Origin of the sequence: Butyrivibrio sp. INlla16 (assembly GCF_900104155.1) — a bacterium.
Classification (GTDB): Bacteria; Bacillota; Clostridia; order Lachnospirales; family Lachnospiraceae; genus Butyrivibrio.
In genome coordinates, this window is record NZ_FMYB01000008.1 from 39165 (window position 1) to 58702 (window position 19538).

Below are 19538 nucleotides of genomic sequence, written 5' to 3' on the forward strand. Positions count from 1 at the left end.
GTATGAAGATAGCGGTAATGGCTGATATTCACAGCAATCATATAGCACTTGAAAAGTGTGTCAGGCAGGCACAAAGGCTTGGAGCTGATGAGTTCCTTTTTCTTGGAGATTACGTCGGAGATCTCGCCTATCCTCAGAAAACACTTAAGTACCTTGAAAAGCTTCGCTCTGAAGTTCCCTGCACATTTATCAGGGGGAATAAGGAGGATTACTGGATAGATTACCGACAGGCAGATCATGATGAGTGGGAGTGGAAGCCGGGGACCTCAAATACAGGAATGCTCAGGTACGGCTTTGACAGGATCACGGACAGTCAGATAGATGAGTTCGAAAAGATGCCGATTTCCATGGTGATAGAGCGCGAGGGGATGCCGCCCTTTACAATTTGCCACGGGTCACCCTTCAGTGCCACAGAGAGCATGAGGGAAGGCAACGATTATATTGATGAACTTACGGAAAAACTCGAGAGCGAGCTTACAATCTGCGCCCATTTTCATATTCAGATGCAGTATGTCAGAAACGGAAAGCGCGTAATAAATCCCGGCTCTGTAGGGCTGTCCTTTAGATGCGGCGGAAAGGCTCAGTTCATGATGCTTCACGGAAATGACGGAAGATGGGAGCCTGAGTTCATATCGCTCCCCTATGAGGTGGAAGAGGTCATACGAGAGATGGATGAGGAAAAATTGTGGAAGCACGCACCCGCCTGGTATCAGGTCACAAGATCCATAATCCTCGGAGGCGATGTCTCCCAGGGCAAGATCCTTAAGAAGGCTTTCGAACTTTGCGAAAAGGCCGAAGGCTTTGCCCAGTGGGGTAAGATTCCTGAGAAGTATTGGGACATGGCGCTTGATTCCTACAGTATTCCGATAGCTGAACCGGTGATGGATTGATATTTCAGATATTAGATGAAGAATTCTGATTCAAAAGATAAAAATTCGCATAAGTCAAGTACGAAATATGAACTGACTTATTCATAATTCGTAGGCAAACCCTCAAGGATTTCGTGTATAATACTATTGGCGTTTTCTTTTCTGCAAATCCAGACAGCGCCATGGGTATGGGAAACGATTTTCTTTGAGGGATACAAAATATGAAACTGGAGACTGGACTACGAAGGCAGAGTAATAGTCAAATACGGTTTCGCATTTACTTAGTATATGACACATCCTAAGTTTACTTGGGGTGTGTTTTTTGTGTTCTTTTTTATGGTTTTTATGTTTTGGGAAGGGAGAAATTTTAATGAAGACAAAGAGATTATTTAAAAACATCATGCCTTTAATTATGGCTGTTGCACTTTTTATTACGGCGCTGCCGGTGTCGGGGATCAAGGCGAAGGCGGAAGATGATAGTCCATTTGAACCCAAATTCTCGTTTAGCGGACAAAAATTCACACTGATAGTCAAACAACCAGAAGCAGGAAAGAAGAGTAGTGATGTAGGAATTGTAGATTATTTTTATTATATTGGTGGGAAAGCCTCATATTCTGTTGAAGAAAAATGGTATAGGGTTATTGGTGATGGGAAGAAAGAAAAGCTGGAAGCAGGGATGTCATTTATGGGAGGCGCATACTATATTTATGTTGCCACGATTAGTACATCTATGATTAATATAAATGACTTCACCGTGGAAATAGATGATTCTCCGGGTAGCGTAAAATGGCTGAAAGATTTGGATGTAGAGCATAAGGATGATCATAAAATTATTTGTACCGGATATACAATTGCATCAGCAGTAGATGGGAAGAACTTGGGAGCGTATACAATCGATTTATCCAGTGGCAGCGCAAGAGTAACAGGCGAAGACGCTAAAGCAGTTGTCTACAATATTTCAGGTTCATCAGTTGATGGAACTACAGATAGACTTGGAGACGGTGAGCTTGATACAGGAATAGATTTTGACCTGAACAAAGATGGTAAAGGCGATATACAAGTCACAGCTACTGATTTTTCAGATCCCGATATGTATGCGAAGATTGAGGTCTTAAGCACAAATACTGTTAGAGATCAGGCTATAATAGTTTTATCTGATGAAATGAAAAATATGCTCTTATCATCCGGGTATAAATTTTATGAGAAAGTAATTTTGAATTTCTCAGCACCAAATATAGACTTATCAAAGGGCTCATATTATACAAACGATACAAAAAATATCAGTTATTTCTATACTTATTACAAAGCGTGCATCGATGAGGGAAGTATTAAAGTAAATGAAAAATCCCTTACCGAAGCAGATGCTGATTTGGACAAAGACGGTACATGGGATATAAATATTGTTTTGACATTAGATTCGGCCTATAAGTTTGTTGATATGACTATCACAGCACTTCCTACATGCAGCATTAAGACTAGTATTACCAAGAGTCTTAGTGAGTCGACTAAGGCAGAATTAGATAAGGCAAAATACGCATATTATAGGGAAGCAACATTTATTTTCCCTGACTCGAAATCATCCTCATCACCGGAAGACGATAAAACAGAAGAGACCGGAAAGGCGGAAAAGACAGAAAAAGCAAAGAAAGTTGAGGACCCCGCACCTGCTGCGCATGCTGTGGGAGAAGCTGTAGAGAATGGCGGAGCTTCTTACACCATCTCATCAGTAGATGAAGGGAAAGAAGCGGTTACATATGCTAAGCCTGATTCCAATAAGGTTACAAGTGCTACAATTCCGGACACCATAACCATTGATAATAAGGAGTATAAGGTAACAGAGATTGCAGCAAATGCATTCAAAAACAATAAGAAGCTTAAGAAGATAACTATCGGTAAGAACATAAACAAGATCGGAGCAAATGCTTTCTTTGGTTGCAAGAATCTTAAGAACATAAAGTTCAAGACAGTTCTTCTTACCAAGAAGACAGTTGGCAAGAATGCTTTCAAGGGCGTAAATGCCAAGGCAAAAGCAAAAGTTCCGAAGAAGGTTCTTAAGTTATACAAGAAATTCCTTCCGGGCAAAGGTTTAAACGGCAAGGGACAGAAGATTACGAAGTAAATAACAGGCTAAATACAAGATAGGTAAGAAATCAGTAAGCTTACTATGCGAAAGATAGCAAAGAGAATAGCAAGCTGATGAAGTGAATAAAAAGATAAAAAATACGGGGGAGTCACTATATAGATTCCTCCGTATTTTCAAAAGAAGGTTTATATAGAATCGATTCCTTTTTTTTATATGATTAAATATAGTTGCATGGGACTTGTTATGAGGGGAGCTATCATGAAAACTATGAAAACATTTGTAGTAACTTCTATAACTGTACTTCTGCTTTTTTCACTTATAGGATGCGGGAGCAAGAAAACTATCTCTCATGATGAAATGCTGAAATTGCAGAAAGAAAGCTACACTGTGGTGCTGGATAGTGAAGAAGATCCGGAATTAACTAACTTTGTCTTTTCAGCCGGTGGTGGGATGGCTGCTGTGCCAAATAGCTACAAGATTCAAGTGGTAAAGCTGGCTGACGGATATTACTTCTCAAATGATTGGGAGAAATATTACAAGGCGAGTAATGCTGAGGTCAAGCTTTTCCTAAATATTCTGGATAAGTACAATATCTATAAGATCAAAGAAATCAAGAGTGATGACTTCGTACTGGATGGTATGGATTTCTATTTGGAATACTGGCTGTCAGACGGAACCAGGGTTACCGACAACGGACAATTCGACAATATTCCTTATGGGTATCCGTTTCTTGAAGAACTTGATGATCTTGTAGATATGGGATTTAAGGTGAAGTGATAGGTTACGGAAGTCTTGTTTATTATCTTGGAATCAGCAGAAAATCGGAAATTACCTACTTATGGCGGTAGTGAAGAATAAGAAATGTATTATGATTAATAAGGGAAACAACAAAAGAAGTAGTGTTGCTTGAATTTATTGTAAGGAAAAATGAGCAATACAATAAATGGAGCAGCTATGGATATATTTGTTGTAAGGGAAAAGGCACCTGTACAATAAATCCGTAAAGAATAGTTAGATTTGTTGTTGCGACTATTTTTGTAAACAACAAACCGGCTGATAGCAGCTCAATTTATTGTATAGAGAATTCTAAGGTGCAACAAACCGGCTGATACCAACAAAATTTATTGTTTAGAGAATTCTTAGGTACAACAAATCCAGAAATGATAAGAAGAGTTGTTGCACTATGAAAATATACTAATACTTCTCACATGGAGTGAATATGAAAAATCATTATATAAAGGCATTTTCATTAACACTTGCTGCAGTGATTGCGCTGAATATGACTGCTTGCGGAAAAGCAGGTGACGGCAAGGGTTCAAACGCGCAGAATGAGAATAGCAGCGTAGCAGAAACAGCTCAAGAAGACAGTGCTGTTTCCGAAGGCAAGGATGACGCAGATAAAGATAATGCAGATGCACAGGCAGATGACAGCGAAGATTCATTATCCACACTTGATTCGTCCAAAGGCGATGCCGGAACAGATGCGATTCCTATAGCAGCTTACGAAGAAGTTTACGCACCTGTTCTCGATGCTTATCGTGACATTCTGAAAAACGGCTACGACTACGAAGGTCCACTTTCCGACTATATTGCGATGGGAATGTTGGAAGACGTGAATTATGTTGAAAAAGATATCATGAATGATACCGTCGGTTATCTGATAAAAGACCTCAGCGGTGATGGCGTGCCGGAGCTTGTGGTTGGAAGAAACAGACAAAAAGATTTTATAGGACCCGGGAATGAAGGAATTGTCTATTGCTGCTATACCTGCAAGGATAATAAGCCTGTTTTAGTCTTTGATGGCTTTAATCGAAGCTGCTATTACTGGGCAGGCGACGGAAAGTTCAGCTATCTGGGTTCAGGCGGCATTATGTACCAGTACTTTGGGGTATGCCATCTAAGCGATGATGGCACAGAGGAAGTATGGGAGGATTTCTATTTTTCAGAAGATAATCATGACGGAACCGCCTCCTATTACCATAATACATTAGGAACGGATGATGTGGAAAAATCAGAAAAACTGGACATCACCGATATGGATTTTTCAAATGAGGAAGACAGTTTGGTAAAGGAAGAGCTTCCGCTTACACTTTTCAAAGATAGCGGTGATGGCGTAGAGGCAGATAGTGGGGAGCCCACGAAGGTATTTAAGAACAATATGTCAGCGGCCGAGCTTAGGGTAATTGAGAAAAAGCTGAACAGTATCGGTTACTATGGTTTCCTGCTAAGGTCTTTCACGGATCCTCACTACATTGACTGGAATGAAGTGTTCTATACAGGTGCCGGATTTGATCAGCACGGAGCTACGAAGGAGGTCAGGGATGCATTTTTGAAGGCAACCGGTGATGATGAGATATACACTGATCTCACGGTTGTTTCCGGTAAGGACGTCAGGGATTATGTGAAGAAGACTACCGGCTTTGACTACGATGAAATGGTAAACGACCTCGACTGGGTTTATCTTGAGAAATATGATCTTTTCATTTCTGAGCATGGCGATACCAATATGGCCTTTGTCACAGTTAACGAAGGAATGCTGGAGGATGGTGAGTACACTATTATCTACACCAATTATGAAGGTGAGGAGTATGGTGTGACTTTCACCGAGGAAAATGGCACATATCGTTTTAAATCCAATCTTCCTGACTATATTGCAAAGAATCCGTCTTACGAGCCGGATATTGATCAGAGTACGATCACAGAGGGACAGCTCATTCCCGACAGCGACCAGAGATACTTAACTGAGGATGACTTAAAGGGCTTCAGTGAGGAAGAACTCAGGATTGCAAGAAATGAGATATATGCCCGCTGGGGAAGAAAGTTCAAAGATAAGAAGCTTCAGGAATATTTTGAGACAATGGAATGGTATTTCCCTATGACCGAGCCTGACGATTTTGATGAGAGCCTTTTGAACGTATATGAAAAGGAAAACCTGGACTTTATCAGTAAGTATGAGAAGAAGATGAAGAAGTAAGTTCGATCTCTTTTTCTATGGAATGAAAGATTTGTGTGAAAGCACAGATGAGTAGATTGGCGGGAATCTGTGGAATAGAATAATTAAGCTGAAACACAGACTACTGCAGATAAAATGTCTGTGGAAATAGAGAACAAGTCAAAAGCACAGATTTCCGCTAAAAATACATCTGTGTAATCAGAGAAAAGTATTAAAACACAGATTTCGCCAGGAAATATCTACTAAAATAAGAGAATAAGAAATATCTTGGTCTGGGAAATCTGTTTCATTACCAAGATAAAGGCGAAACGTGAAAAATCTTGGTACAGGAGGAAGATTTTGTTACCAAGATAAAGTCAAAACAAGAAATATCTTGGTTCATGAGAACTATTTCATTGCCAAGATAAGGTTGAAACATGATATATCTTGGCACAGCATGATATGAGGGAGATAGCATGAAAAAGAAATCTTTGTTGTCACTACTATCGATAACAATAGTCACTTTATCACTTGCTGCAACAGCATGCGGAAATAGCAATAATCCCGGTTCAGATAGCAATAGCAACGGTGGAGAAGTAGATTCCGCGCAGGCTGAGCAAGATGGTATGGCCAAGGCAGTCAATACGAACGAAGCTAAACAGGATAATTCTAACGATACGAATCAGAATAATTTGGGCGATGATAAGGACAGCACCGGCAAAGCCGGCGATGGCCAAGGTGACGACATCGAAGAAACAGGCACCGGAACAAACGATACAGAAAAGAACGACATCGATGAATCCACATCCTCCGACAAAGACGAGCCGGATTCAGACGGCTTGAAGGCGCCGGTAGTGTCGCAGATTGAAATTGCAAAGATGACAGACACCTTCACTGCTAAGGTTGCCAAGGCAGTAGGCGTGTCGCCGGAAAAGGCATCCAAGTATTATCTTGTGGACGATTTCGATACCGATGGAAAAATCGAGGGCTTCTTTTATGTTGGTGATGGAGTCATGGATGAACTTGGTGCTTGTGAAGGAACCATCTGGTTTGTAAACGAGAACGAATGCAGACAGATTCATGATGAATTTGGCTTTGCAGCTGATAATGAAAATGTCTTTGGAATTATCGAAGGTGCGGATAAGCGATTTATTGCATTCAGCGATGTCTATGTGACAAGCAGGGTGACGAATCTCTACTATGTTGACGGGGATAAATTAAACGAGTCATCTGTTTCAAGAATGGGTTATGCAGAAGTGGATCAAAGCACAGGCGATCTGATAATAACCATCGATGCCTATGACAATTACTGCGACTATGAGAAAGGGGCAGACAAACCCATGTGGACAGGGCACACCTGGAAGCCGTATTACTATTATTACTCAAGAAGTGAAGGTGATTTCACCGAATACGAAGCAAGGTTTATAGATGAGGATACCTTGGATGAAAAGTACGGAATCAATGCGGAAAAAGAGCTGAAGAGTCAGGGATATACACTGGATAGCATAATCGAAAGAGACAATGGCATAGTAAACATAAATTACTCAAAGACAACAGAGAATGAAGACGGTTCTAAATCAATTGAGTACAGAAACGCCACCTATGATTCCAGAACAAGCAAATACGACAATCCCTGGGACAATGAGAAGGCAGGATTTTTCGAATCGGATTACGGCGGAACCTTTAGCTGTTTCTTAGGCACTGCAGATAGCACAAAAGCCTACGCCGATTTTCTGGAAAATTACATGCAGCATCCGGTTATATCTACTATGTATGAAGAAGGTTTTGGAGAGGAAGACAGACCTGTAGACGCTAGCGATGTGGTTTTCGAACTCATCTATGTAAACGATGATGATATTCCGGACCTTGTGCTTGCAAATGGGGACTGTCCCTGGAATCCTGTGCACCTTTTCACAGTTGAAGCGGGAGAAGTGAAGCAGGTCGGAGAGTACTCAATGTACGGACTGATGTATTACTCACCAAAAACGGGAGAGATACTTCCAAATTATTATATACCGGCAGGAACTGCGGATATAAACATCTTTGGAAGCGACCGGACGAAACCTTATGACTTAGATAAGGATGGAACAAAGTTCCTGAAGTCTCCCGATATGCAGGGCATGAGGCTGAATGAGGTCAAGGACTTTGAGAACACTTTGGCACATATGAAAAACATTGCCCCTACAGGATTAACTCCGGTTGGAGCACCGATAATAGATGACTCATATTTAAAAGAGGGCGAAGTTACTTTTGAAGGGAAACACGCCGCAGCTATTCCCGGAATCTGGTATCTCTACTACGATGACGGAATTGCACCGACCTGGATGGAATTCGATACGGTGGGAACCTTCACTGCACATGATGCGGATGGCTTTGTGGAGGCTACAGGCTACGTCGAATTCAGGGATAAGGATCCCATCTTGGAAGACGGCGAGATTTACAGACTCTTTTATTCCGATGGCACATTTTACAAGGACTTTGAATTTGCACCGGTTGATGATTTCGGATACATGATGGATTACGCTGGACAGCTATATTATAAAGACCCCGATAACTGGCCCAAGGGATAAACACAATTATAAAAATCTCAATAATCGGTCCAAAGGTTAAACAAAAATTAATCAGTGCGATAGCAGAAAATGAGAAGTTGATTTAAGAGGTCCACCCTATAATAAGCAAGTGAACCCTGTTACCGAACAGGCACGACCTGTTAATTCGCAGGTATAAAGTAACAATCCGTAATTTTTAGGAGGAAATAATCAATGGAGAATTTTACATTCTATTCACCTACATTTTTTGCATTTGGAAAAGATACAGAAAACGAAGCAGGAAAATATGTTAAGCGCTTCGGTGGAAATAAAGTTCTTATTCACTATGGCGGAGGAAGCGTTGTAAAATCCGGACTTTTGAATCGTGTGAAAAAGTCCCTTGAAGCAGAAGGGATTGCATATATCGAGCTCGGAGGAGTTAAACCCAATCCCCGCAGCGGACTTGTCTATGAAGGAATTGATCTTTGCAGAAAAGAGAAGGTTGATTTCGTGCTGGCTGTCGGCGGAGGAAGTGTAATAGATTCCTCTAAGGCTATTGCGGCAGGAACCATCTACGATGGTGATTTCTGGGATTTCTATATGGGAAAAAGAATTGAGGAAGCTCTTCCCGTAGGAACAATTCTCACAATCGCAGCTGCCGGAAGTGAAGGAAGCCCTGATTCCGTAATCACGAAGGAAGAGGGAATGTTCAAGCGCGGAGCGAGCGGAGATGCCATCAGACCGAAGTTCAGTATCCTTAATCCGGCGCTTACTCAGACTTTGCCGCCCTATCAGACAGCGGCCGGAATCACTGATATTATGGCGCATCTTCACGAGAGATATTTAACTAATTCAAAAGATGTTGAGGTTACCGACAGACTGATAGAAGGACTTCTTCTTGCCATGATTCACGAGGGACCCCGAGTAATAGCTGATCCCAATAATTATGAAGCAAGAGCAAATATCATGTGGGCAGGAATGATGGCTCATAACAATTCCTGCGGCGTAGGCCGTAGCCAGGACTGGAACAGCCATAACATCGAGCATGAGCTGTCAGCTCTCTATGACTGTGCTCACGGAGCAGGACTCGCTGTGACAATGCCCGCAGTATTTAAGTATGTTTATAAACATGATGTTATGCGCTTTGCAAAGCTTGCAGTAAGAGTCTGGGGATGCCAGATGGATTTCGACAATCCCGAAGCCACCGCACTTGCAGGAATAGCAGCACTTGAGAATTTCTTAAAGAGCATCGGCATGCCTCTTAATTTCGAAGAGCTCGGAGCAAAAGAGGAGGATATTCCGACACTTGTGAAAGCTCTTTGCTACGGCGATGGAAGAAACGGAAGTATTTCCGGTTTTGTAACCTTGGATGAAAAGGACTGTGAGAAGATTTACAAGATGATGGTATAAGATTTTTTCAGGAGAGCGATACTTATGGAAAACTATAAAAGAATCTCTGATCCCAATATCATTACAGAGAAGTACATGGATTCAATTTTGATAGAATCCAGATATATAGATTCCGTGAAGGCGGATACGGAGACGGAATTCTTCGGTGAGAAATTCTCTATGCCTGTTATGACACCGGCCTTTTCACATCTCGGAAAGCATGCGGGGCGTGAAAAGAACGGCCTTGTAGAATACTCCGAAGCTGCAAGGGATTTGAACATTCTCAATTTCTGCGGAATGATGGAAAATGACCAGTTTAAGGAAATTGCCGATACAGGTGCAAAAACCGTAAGAATCGTAAAGCCCTATGCCGACAACGGCAAGGTGAAGGATCAGATGCTTTTTGCAAAGTCGGTAGGAGCCTTTGCCATAGGTATGGATATTGATCATATATTCGGACATGAAGGCTACGACGTTGTTGTGGGAGAAGAGATGAGTTTCCAGACTGCAGAGATGCTCCATTCTTATGTGGAACTCACGGATCTTCCTTTTGTAGTCAAGGGCGTGCTCAGCGTCGCAGATGCTGTAAAGAGCGCAGATATTGGAGCTAAAGCCATCATTGTCAGCCACCATCACGGCAGGGTTCCCTATGCGGTTCCTCCGATGATGGTACTTCCCGAAATAAAGGATGCTTTGGAGGGAAGAGATGTAAAGATAATCGTTGACTGCGGCATAGCATCAGGAGCCGATGTGTTTAAGGCAATTGCCCTTGGCGCAGATGCTGCAGCTGTGGGAAGATCCATGCTTCCTGCACTTGAGAGTGAGGGCTCGGAAGGCGTTAAGAAGTTCATAGGCGGAGTGCAAAGTGAGCTGCGATATATTATGAGCTCCACCGGTTTTGAAAAAGTCTCCGACATAGACAGCTCAGTATTGTACGAACTTTGATTATATGGGAGTAAAAAATGAGACTTGGTACATCATCACCCCTTGCCTATGACTCTGCGGAAAACTGGGCGAAGACACAGACTGAGCTTGGGTGCAGGACGGTAGTTTTTCCTGTGCAGAGTAATGAACCTGAAAGGAAGATCATTGAATATAAGGAAGCCGCCGACAAGGCAGGGCTGTCCATAGCGGAGGTTGGAATCTGGAGAAATGCGCTTGCTCAGGATCCGGACGAGAGAAAGAAAAATCTGGACTACTGCGTGGAACAGCTAAGGCTCGCTGATTTCGTAGGTGCAAGGTGCTGCGTCAATGTGGCGGGAGCCTTTGGACCGATATGGGACGGGGCATATAAGGAAAACTTCACTGAGGAAGCAAGAAGCAAAACCATAAAGATGGTCAGAGAAATAATTGACAGGGCTGATGTTAAAAATACCTATTTTACATTGGAACCCATGCCCTGGATGATTCCTACAAGCCCCAAGGACTACGCAATGCTTCTTGAAGAAGTCGAAAGAGACCGCTTTGCAGTGCACATGGATATAATAAACATGACGAATTCCATTGAGCGTTACTTCAGGGCAGAGGAGTTCGTGGATGAATGCGTTGATATTCTCGGCGACAAGATCAGAAGCTGTCATATTAAGGACGTTCATCTCAGCGAGAAGTACACCACAAGACTTGAGGAATGTGCACCCGGATGCGGTGAATTCCCGCTTAGATATTATGTATCAAAAATGAGTGCTCTGGATAAGGATATGCCAGTAATCCTCGAGCACCTTAGCACGGACGAAGAATATTATAAATATATGGATTACCTTAAGGAGATTCTGAAAGGTATATGATTTCAAGGGACTTTTGCCTGTTTGGGGCTTGAGTCCCTTTTCATATTTTATACTTGTTTAAGAATATGAGGAGATGAAATATAGTAAAATAAGAGGAGAACTTCTGATGAGGAGGCAGTAACTATGTCACCACCTCATATAGGTGCAGAACCCGGTGATTTCGCGAAGACAGTTCTAATGTCGGGAGATCCGCTGAGGGCAAAATTCGTGGCGGAGAATTATCTTACGGATGTAAAGTGTGTAAATGAGATAAGGGGGATGCTTGGGTACACAGGAAAATATGAAGGCAAGGAAGTGTCCGTGATGGGGCATGGAATGGGAATCCCTTCAATTTGTATTTACACCTATGAACTCTACAATTTCTTTGATGTTGATAATATCATAAGAATCGGCACTGCGGGAGCACTGCAGGATAGCATAAGAGCCCGAGATCTGATATTTGCGGTGGGAGCTCATTACGATTCCACATACGGACAACAATATGGACTGGTGGGGTGCTTTTGCCCTACAGCTACCTACAGCATTCTTGAGAGAGCCGTGAACAAAGCAAGAGAAAGAGGCGTAAGATATCATGTAGGAAATGTCTTTTCGACTGACATTTTCTACTCGGACACTCTGGACAGGTATGCGCGCTACAGAGATTTTGGCACACTTGCGGCAGAAATGGAGACTTCAGGGCTTTACATGAATGCTGCTGATGCCGGGAAAAATGCGCTCTCTATTCTTTCTGTCTCGGATCATCTTTTCAGAAAGGATAATATAACTCCGGAGGAGAGGCAGACAACTCTCACGGATATGATTGAAATCGCACTTCAGACTGCTGTAGAACTATGAAAATAGGAGGCACAAGATGAAAAAAATTATAGCAATGTTACTTACTCTGTTACTTTTAACCGGCGTGACTGCCTGCGGCGCATCTTCCTGGAGCAAAGGCAGTGATAGTGGCGAATACAAGATAGCGATGATCACTACCTCCGGTGATGTCACGGACATGTCCTTTAACCAGACGACCTATGAGGCATCAAAAGAGTTTGCGGAGGAAAGAGGTGTGCATTTCCAGTACTACAACCCACCGAGGACACTGATGATGCCAGAATTGCTGCAATTGATAATGCGGTAGCTGATGGCTTTAATGTAATAGTAGTGCCCGGGTATCTGTTTGCGGAAGTCCTTGCAAACTGGGCCGGCAGTAACGAAGATGTTCATGTTATCGTGGTTGACTGCAGTCAGGGCGATTTCGAAAGCGCAGGAGTCTACGAGCTTCCTCAGAACACCTGCTCTCTGACATATAACGAAGGGCTCGCGGGATATATGGCGGGCTATGCTGTAGTTAAGGAAGGATACAAAAAGCTTGGATTTCTCGGTGGAATGGCAGTTCCTGCGGTTATCAGATTCGGTTACGGTTTCATCCAGGGCGCCGACGATGCGGCAAAGGAACTTGGAAATACCTCGGAAGTTGAAGTAAACTATGTATACGGAGGGCAGTTCTTCGGCGATGAGTCGATTACCGCAGTTATGGATACCTGGTACCAGAATGGCACAGAGATAGTATTTTCTTGCGGCGGCGGAATTTTCACATCAGCAGGAGAAGCTGCAAAGAAGGCAGGCGGCAAGATCATAGGTGTTGATGTCGATCAGTCTGTATCTCTGGACGGTCTTTACGGAGACGGAATCTGTGTGACTTCTGCTATGAAGGGAATTGCTCCGTCAATAAAGGCAGCGCTTACAGATCTGTTCGACGGAAACTGGGACAACTACGCAGGCAAAATTATGAGCCTGGGAATTGTTTCGGGCGATGACCCTGAAGCGAATTATGTACAGCTTCCGATGGATACCTGGTCCATGAAGAATTTTACCATTGATGACTACAAGGCACTTGTTTCATCAATGTATGAGGGAAAGGTTAATATTTCAAATGACATCGAAGCGATGCCGACTACTGAAATAAAAATTAAGGTATTTGACAATATACACTGATACTTAAGTCTATGTCTCAAAACGAAAAACAAAAAGCATATATCGCTATAGATCTGAAGTCTTTTTATGCTTCTGTCGAATGCCATGATATAGGCAGAAATCCGCTGACTACAAATCTCGTAGTTGCGGACAGAAGCAGAACTTCAAAAACAATTTGTCTGGCTGTTTCTCCCGCTCTCAAAAAATATGGGATCCCCGGGAGGGCCAGACTTTTTGAGGTTGAGCAGAAGGTTAAGGAGATAAATGCGAATAGGCTGATGAAGGCTCCGGGAAGAACTTTTACAGGAGAATCGGATGATGACAACGAGCTTTCTTCAAATCCATCTCTTAAGCTGGATTTCATTGCCGCTGTGCCGAGAATGGCAAGATACATGGAGATCAGCACGGAGATTTATAAAATCTACCTGAAGTATATCTCTCCCGAGGATATACATGTTTACTCGATTGACGAGGTTTTCATAGATGCCACGGGCTACCTTGGAACCTATAACAGAACTCCGAAGGAGCTTGCAATGGACATGATAAAGGATGTCCAGGAGGCCACCGGAATTACGGCAACAGCCGGAATTGGCACGAATCTCTACCTTGCAAAGGTGGCGATGGATATTGTCGCCAAGCATGTTGAACCCGATGAAAACGGAGTCCGAATTGCGCAGCTGGATGAGATGAGCTATAGGGAAAAACTGTGGAATCATACTCCTCTCGCGGACTTTTGGAGAGTCGGAAGAGGCTACGTGAAAAAACTCTCCGAGGTCGGGCTTTATACGATGGGAGATATCGCAAGATGCAGCCTCGGAAAGGACATGGAATTCCATAACGAAGAGCTTCTTTACAAGCTTTTCGGAATTAACGCGGAGCTCCTCATTGATCATGCGTGGGGATACGAGCCCTGTACGATGGAGATGATAAAGGCCTACAAGCCCGAGAACAACAGCCTAAGTCAGGGACAGGTTCTGCATTGTCCCTATGATTTTGATAAGGCACGCATAATTGTAAGGGAAATGGCGGATGCCCTTGCCATGCAGCTTTTGGAGGAGAAAAAGGTTACCGATCAGATAGTCCTGACCATAGGCTATGACATGGAGAGCCTTAAGATTCCCGGAATAGCTAAGAAATACAAAGGTAAAATTAAAAAGGATTATTACGGAAGAGAGGTTCCCGAGCATGCGCACGGAAGCTGTAACCTTGACGAATTCACGGCTCTCTCCGGACATATAATAGATGCAGCATTAAAGATTTATGATGAAAAAGTGGCTCCCGAGCTTTTGATAAGAAGAGTGACAATCGTCGCATCGCATGTGATAGATGAAGCTTCTTCACAAAAAGCGACAGAGGAGTCTTACGAGCAGCTTTCTCTTTTTGATATTATGAATTCGCAAAACGCTGATTCCCGGAAGGAAAATGCAGATGAGGTGGATCAGACCAAGTCGAATGAGGAGCAGAGCAGAGCTAATGAGAAACAGCTCGCCAGGTCCGATGAAAAACAGCTTGCCCTTCAGAAGGCAACTCTTGAGATTCAGAAGAAATTCGGGAAAAACGCCATAGTAAAAGGCACTTCGCTTCAGGAAGGTGCCACCGGCCTTGAGCGAGGTAAGCAGATAGGCGGACATAAGGCCTGAGGGGATGCCTTGGCATAAAAAGGAATAGTTCGAAAATTTTGCGGTCACAATTTGTGACCGCAAATATCAGTCAAATGAGTAGATATCCTTAATAAGAATTATTGATTTATCCTCAAGTACAAGACACTTTTTGAAGGTATCGATTTTTATTATATTGACCTGCTTAGTAACATATTCTCCACCCTCTTTTAATTCGTCGGGAACAAAATATGTCACAGTTGCAGATAATGTATCACCGGGCTCATGGGAACCAATCATTTCCGTGAGCTTTTCATTTAGTTCTGACTGTTTTTCTTCAGTCAGTTCAATCCTCTCGCGGGTAAATCTTCCCGCTTCTGACACCTCGTCATCATAACCCACAAGAGCAGCAAAGGGCATGAACTGGGCAGCCCTGTTTTGGAGGGGCATAGGGGGATGTTTCTTTGAGACCGGTTTTTCAAGATTAATTATATCTGCGTACTTCTCCATACCTAATAGTATAACGAGACTCTTTAGGCGGTACAATGTCCGATTTTATACTTATTTTAGATAATCATTGTATGGAAAATGGTAAAATTAATGGATAAAAGTAATAAAAAGTAAATATAAGTGGATTTTTCCGGTTTTGGTACCCATGATTTGAGAAAATAGGGGTACCAAACTGGCAAAAAGGAACTCTCATTTACAATAGGTAATGAAAAAGCAGAAAAATCCGGCTAAAAAGGGTACCAAAAGTGCTATTTTGCCGTTGTATTTACTTTTTCAGCATTCTGCCCTGCGTAGAAAGCACATGCCCCGGCGCAGAATGCGTTATACCTCAGTCCAGAAAACATTTGCCCCGGCGCAGAAAGGGAAAGCCTGTGGATAACAATAGCATCTTAACTTTTCATCCCGACGAAATAATCCTTCGTGAGGGAGAAGACAGCAAGGAAATGCTAAAGCGGTATATCTATAACAGATAAGGACAGACATTATGAAGATAAAGAGAAATCGCGTAATTCTTACAATGATTCTCCTGGGTGTCGTAATGACGCTTTTTTCCGCTGCCCTGAATACCATGTCATACCGCAAATTGCAGGCTGACACGGTGGTCCATTCCGGAGTCCTTAATACGACAAGTGCCGTGAGGAAGATGAACTATGCGCTGAGCTTTGGAAAACCGATCAATAAGTTCTATGGTCTTACGGACATCATGGAGGGCATAGCCGCGTTGTCTACAGACATTATCGGTGTGGAGGTCACTGACAGCAAAGGGGAGAGAGTAGAGGCAATCAGTGACATTGATGAGCCTGTAAGAAGAACCACTCCGGATGAGGAATATGTTATCCGGTCTGATGGTTTGTACGCTTTTGTGGATTTCGATGGCGGTGAGATGATTCTTAAGTTTGATAAGGGATCAGTAGAAGCTGCTACGAGAGAATATCTGGAATACATAGTAAGGGTAAGCTTAGCTGTCATGCTTACAGTAATCATAGCGGCTTTCGCCTCCTGTTTCATCCTGGGAGGAGAGGAACTTACCGTAAAGCGGATGCGCATTACGGCTATCATAATACTTGTTGCATCCCAGTGTCTGCTTGGCACATTTTCGATGATGAAGGTGAGTTCTGCTTTCGATACTTCCCTGGATAAGATAGCGATAATGACAGCGCGCTCGGTGGAAAATGATATAAACGAGGTCATCAACAAGGGCGTAGATTATGATGAATTCACAGGACTTGAGGAATACCTTGAGGACCTGTCACAGAGCATTCCGGAAATATCGAGCATGGAGATAATGACGGAAAGCAAAGCGGATACCGACGAGAATAAATGTATAAATATTGATGTTCAGAACAAGGATGGAATTAACCTTAATTGTAATTACAGCATTGATTATATAAACAGAAAAAAAATTAACAATGCCATAGATATTATCATATTGATTCTTATAGCAATCTTTATGAGTTTGGAGACGATAAAGTTCCTTACCAATCATATCGAATACAGGGACAGCCGCCGGGAAAAAGAGCTATATATCCCGGGCTTTCGTCTGTTTGTCTTTGCAGAAGGTATTGCCTTTGCACTGGACAGCGGCTTTTTCTCGGTGTTCAGTAATAAAATGTTTGATGCGATGAATCTGCCCGAGTCCATGTCCTTTTTAGGCGGAATGCCCAATACCATGTTCTCGGTTGCGGTGCTAATCGGCCTGTTTGGCTGCGGCACTCTGATAAACAGATTCGGTATGAAGAAGACGCTGATTGCCGGAATAGTAGCCGGAATCCTCGGATATATATTGTGCGCCTTTTCACCTAATCTGCCTTTCCTTATCGTATCCAGATTTATATTCGGTTTTTGCGACGGCATAATTGTAAATGCCATAAGGCTCTATGCGGCATCCCAGAAAAATCAGGAGATGCATAACAGACTTCTTGTGGAATACATGGCGGCAATTAATCTCGGTGTATGCTGCGGTGTGGTAATAGGCGGACTTATAGCGGATGTGGCATCCTATGCAGTTGTATTCCTGGTAGGTGCGGCTATCGGATGTCTGTGTCTGTTTCTTATATTCATCGCTCATTTCCCTGAAAAGCAGGAAAACGAGAAGGGAATTTCATTTTTCGAAGCTGTAAAGGAACTCAGAATCCCTCAGGTCAGCATATTCATGATCTTTGTAGTTATTCCTTTGTACATGGCTTCGCTGTTTGTGGAGTATACATTCCCGCTGTTCGGAGATGAGATGAATTTCTCCAATTCAATGGTGGCGGGACTCCTGATGGTCAATTTCATGATAATTGCATACCTTACGGATCCGATTTCGGAATGGGTTACGAAAAGGATGCGCACAAGGCCGGCGATGTTTCTTTATATGCTGTTTCAGACCCTGAGCATTGGCCTTTTTGTATTAACATCAAGTATTTGGGCTGCGATACTGGCTATCATTTTTACAAGCCTGTGGGACTGCTTCGGTATGGTTGTAATTGATTCGGGACTGGATCATGTTGAAGGAACCGTCACGGAGCAGAGTACACTTCTTCAGATGGTGTTTGGTAAGATCGCGATAGGAATAGGACCTATTGCAATAACCTCGCGTCTTAACAAAGGCGCTGCTAATGCTACCGGAATTATCGTGGCAGCTCTGGTAATCGGCCTGGTAGTTTACGGAGCGGCAATACTCTATTTTAAAAGCAAGGATAATAGAGCGAAGGAGGTGGCAGATAATGAAAACACGAAATAAACTGACTGCAACTATCTGCATAATTTGTATTTTAATCATCTCCTCCCTTACTAAGGTGTGCGAAGCGAATGCATCGGAAAATGTAACTCCCGGCACTCCCATCAGATTAGGATATGTTGAGAGCGAGGAATATGGTTCGTTTACCCAGCTCCTGTTGGATATAGCCATTGAATTCACCTATGAGGGAAGCATTAGTCAGTCCTTTGCAGAGAAATATAAGGACGTGAATTTTGAAGAAAAATTATCTTCGGGTGATACCGAAAAATTATGGAACGATATCTGTGATGCCAATGTTGCAGGGGCGAAATATGTATTTGTAAGAGATGCATTTTTCAATCTTGATGATATGAATGAAGAGGATTATAGGAGCGTCACAAACCGCGATGATGTAGATATTATTCTGTCGATGGGAACGGCGTCGGGTGTTTATCTTAAAAATAACGAGAAAAAGAATAAGTTCATGAATATGTACGCGGCAGATCCTATCGATTCGGGCATTGTTAAAAGCGAGACGGAGCGCTTCGATGACAGGTCATTTGCGCTTGTTGATACCACGCCTTATATCAGACAGATGGATGCCGGTTATAAATTCATTGGGTTTAAAAAGCTCGGAGTTGTATATGAGGATTCCCGGGATGCATATATTTATTCAGGAATCCCGACGATAGAAGCAAAAGCAAAGGAATACGGCTTCGAGGTTGTATATGAAAATGTGGATGAGCCTGTTACGGATGATGATTATGAAAGATATTATGATGAATTAAAACAGGCCTACAGGAAACTCGCTGATAAAGGCATAGACTGTCTGCTTGTTACGGTATCCTCCATTGAGTACGAGGAAAAAATGCAGGAGCTTCTTGATGACTGTATTATTCCGAAAAAGATTAAAACCATGGCTCAGGATGAGCTTATGCCTGTTGCCAACGGTGTACTTTTCGGAATTACCATGACTGATTGCAGTGAGTCGGCAAATCATGTGGTACAGCAGATTCGAAGATATGCCGAGGAGGGGGTATCCTTTGATCAATTGGATATGGTATGTGAAACTACGCCAAAGATAGGAGTGAATTATACAACGGCGGAGAAAGTAGATTTTGACATTTCATTTAGCAACCTTCAGCTGGTGGACTATATCTACAGAGATGATAAAAAGTAATGGGGAAC

At 42.7% G+C, this 19538-nt stretch carries 15 protein-coding genes; 14 read left to right on the forward strand and 1 reads right to left on the reverse strand.

The window, feature by feature from the left end; translation table 11 throughout:
- The first annotated feature begins 2 nt into the window (after positions 1–2).
- The 12 genes from BLR42_RS05640 (at position 3) to BLR42_RS05690 (ending at position 15181) form a co-directional block, all read left to right on the forward strand.
- The gene (locus BLR42_RS05640) at positions 3–890 is read left to right on the forward strand and encodes a metallophosphoesterase family protein (protein ID WP_170832644.1); all 888 of its coding nucleotides are present in this window, start codon (positions 3–5) and stop codon (positions 888–890) included.
- 349 nt (positions 891–1239) lie between these two features.
- On the forward strand, positions 1240–2988 hold the full coding sequence (locus tag BLR42_RS05645; RefSeq protein WP_091867348.1) for a leucine-rich repeat protein: 1749 nt from the start codon (positions 1240–1242) through the stop codon (positions 2986–2988).
- A 222-nt stretch (positions 2989–3210) separates the two neighbouring features.
- Entirely contained in the window at positions 3211–3729 is a 519-nt protein-coding gene (locus BLR42_RS05650; protein WP_091867350.1) for a hypothetical protein, read from the forward strand.
- Between the two features lie 442 nt (positions 3730–4171).
- Positions 4172–5926, forward strand: a complete 1755-nt coding sequence (locus BLR42_RS05655) for a YARHG domain-containing protein (RefSeq protein WP_091867353.1) — start codon at positions 4172–4174, stop codon at positions 5924–5926.
- 434 nt (positions 5927–6360) lie between these two features.
- Positions 6361–8454, forward strand: a complete 2094-nt coding sequence (locus BLR42_RS05660) for a hypothetical protein (protein WP_091867355.1) — start codon at positions 6361–6363, stop codon at positions 8452–8454.
- A gap of 192 nt (positions 8455–8646) precedes the next feature.
- Positions 8647–9822 carry an iron-containing alcohol dehydrogenase gene (locus tag BLR42_RS05665; RefSeq protein ID WP_091867358.1) on the forward strand — a complete coding sequence of 392 codons (1176 nt, stop codon included), beginning with the start codon at positions 8647–8649 and terminating at the stop codon, positions 9820–9822.
- A 24-nt stretch (positions 9823–9846) separates the two neighbouring features.
- The gene (locus tag BLR42_RS05670) at positions 9847–10746 is read left to right on the forward strand and encodes an alpha-hydroxy-acid oxidizing protein (protein WP_091867360.1); all 900 of its coding nucleotides are present in this window, start codon (positions 9847–9849) and stop codon (positions 10744–10746) included.
- A gap of 17 nt (positions 10747–10763) precedes the next feature.
- Complete coding sequence (locus tag BLR42_RS05675) at positions 10764–11585, forward strand: sugar phosphate isomerase/epimerase family protein (protein ID WP_091867362.1); 822 nt, start codon at positions 10764–10766, stop codon at positions 11583–11585.
- 123 nt (positions 11586–11708) lie between these two features.
- Positions 11709–12419, forward strand: a complete 711-nt coding sequence (gene deoD / locus BLR42_RS05680; protein ID WP_091867364.1) for a purine-nucleoside phosphorylase — start codon at positions 11709–11711, stop codon at positions 12417–12419.
- A gap of 16 nt (positions 12420–12435) precedes the next feature.
- On the forward strand, positions 12436–12705 hold the full coding sequence (locus tag BLR42_RS23505; RefSeq protein WP_242879223.1) for a hypothetical protein: 270 nt from the start codon (positions 12436–12438) through the stop codon (positions 12703–12705).
- Positions 12690–13562 carry a BMP family lipoprotein gene (locus BLR42_RS05685; protein WP_242879226.1) on the forward strand — a complete coding sequence of 291 codons (873 nt, stop codon included), beginning with the start codon at positions 12690–12692 and terminating at the stop codon, positions 13560–13562. Before BLR42_RS23505 ends, BLR42_RS05685 begins: the two co-directional genes overlap by 16 nt.
- 11 nt (positions 13563–13573) lie before the next feature.
- A complete protein-coding gene (locus BLR42_RS05690; protein ID WP_091867366.1) occupies positions 13574–15181 on the forward strand; it encodes a Y-family DNA polymerase in 1608 nt (535 codons plus the stop codon).
- Positions 15182–15247: 66 nt separating this feature from the next.
- On the opposite strand, the gene BLR42_RS05695 is transcribed toward BLR42_RS05690, so the two are convergent.
- Entirely contained in the window at positions 15248–15649 is a 402-nt protein-coding gene (locus tag BLR42_RS05695) for a YolD-like family protein (protein WP_091867368.1), read from the reverse strand.
- Between the two features lie 484 nt (positions 15650–16133).
- On the opposite strand from BLR42_RS05695, the gene BLR42_RS05700 reads away from it, so the two are divergent.
- Positions 16134–18374 carry an MFS transporter gene (locus BLR42_RS05700; RefSeq protein ID WP_091867370.1) on the forward strand — a complete coding sequence of 747 codons (2241 nt, stop codon included), beginning with the start codon at positions 16134–16136 and terminating at the stop codon, positions 18372–18374.
- Positions 18358–19530, forward strand: coding sequence for a type 1 periplasmic-binding domain-containing protein (locus BLR42_RS05705; RefSeq protein WP_091867372.1), 1173 nt, complete (start codon positions 18358–18360; stop codon positions 19528–19530). The genes BLR42_RS05700 and BLR42_RS05705 overlap by 17 nt, the downstream gene beginning before the upstream one ends.
- Positions 19531–19538 lie beyond the last annotated feature (8 nt).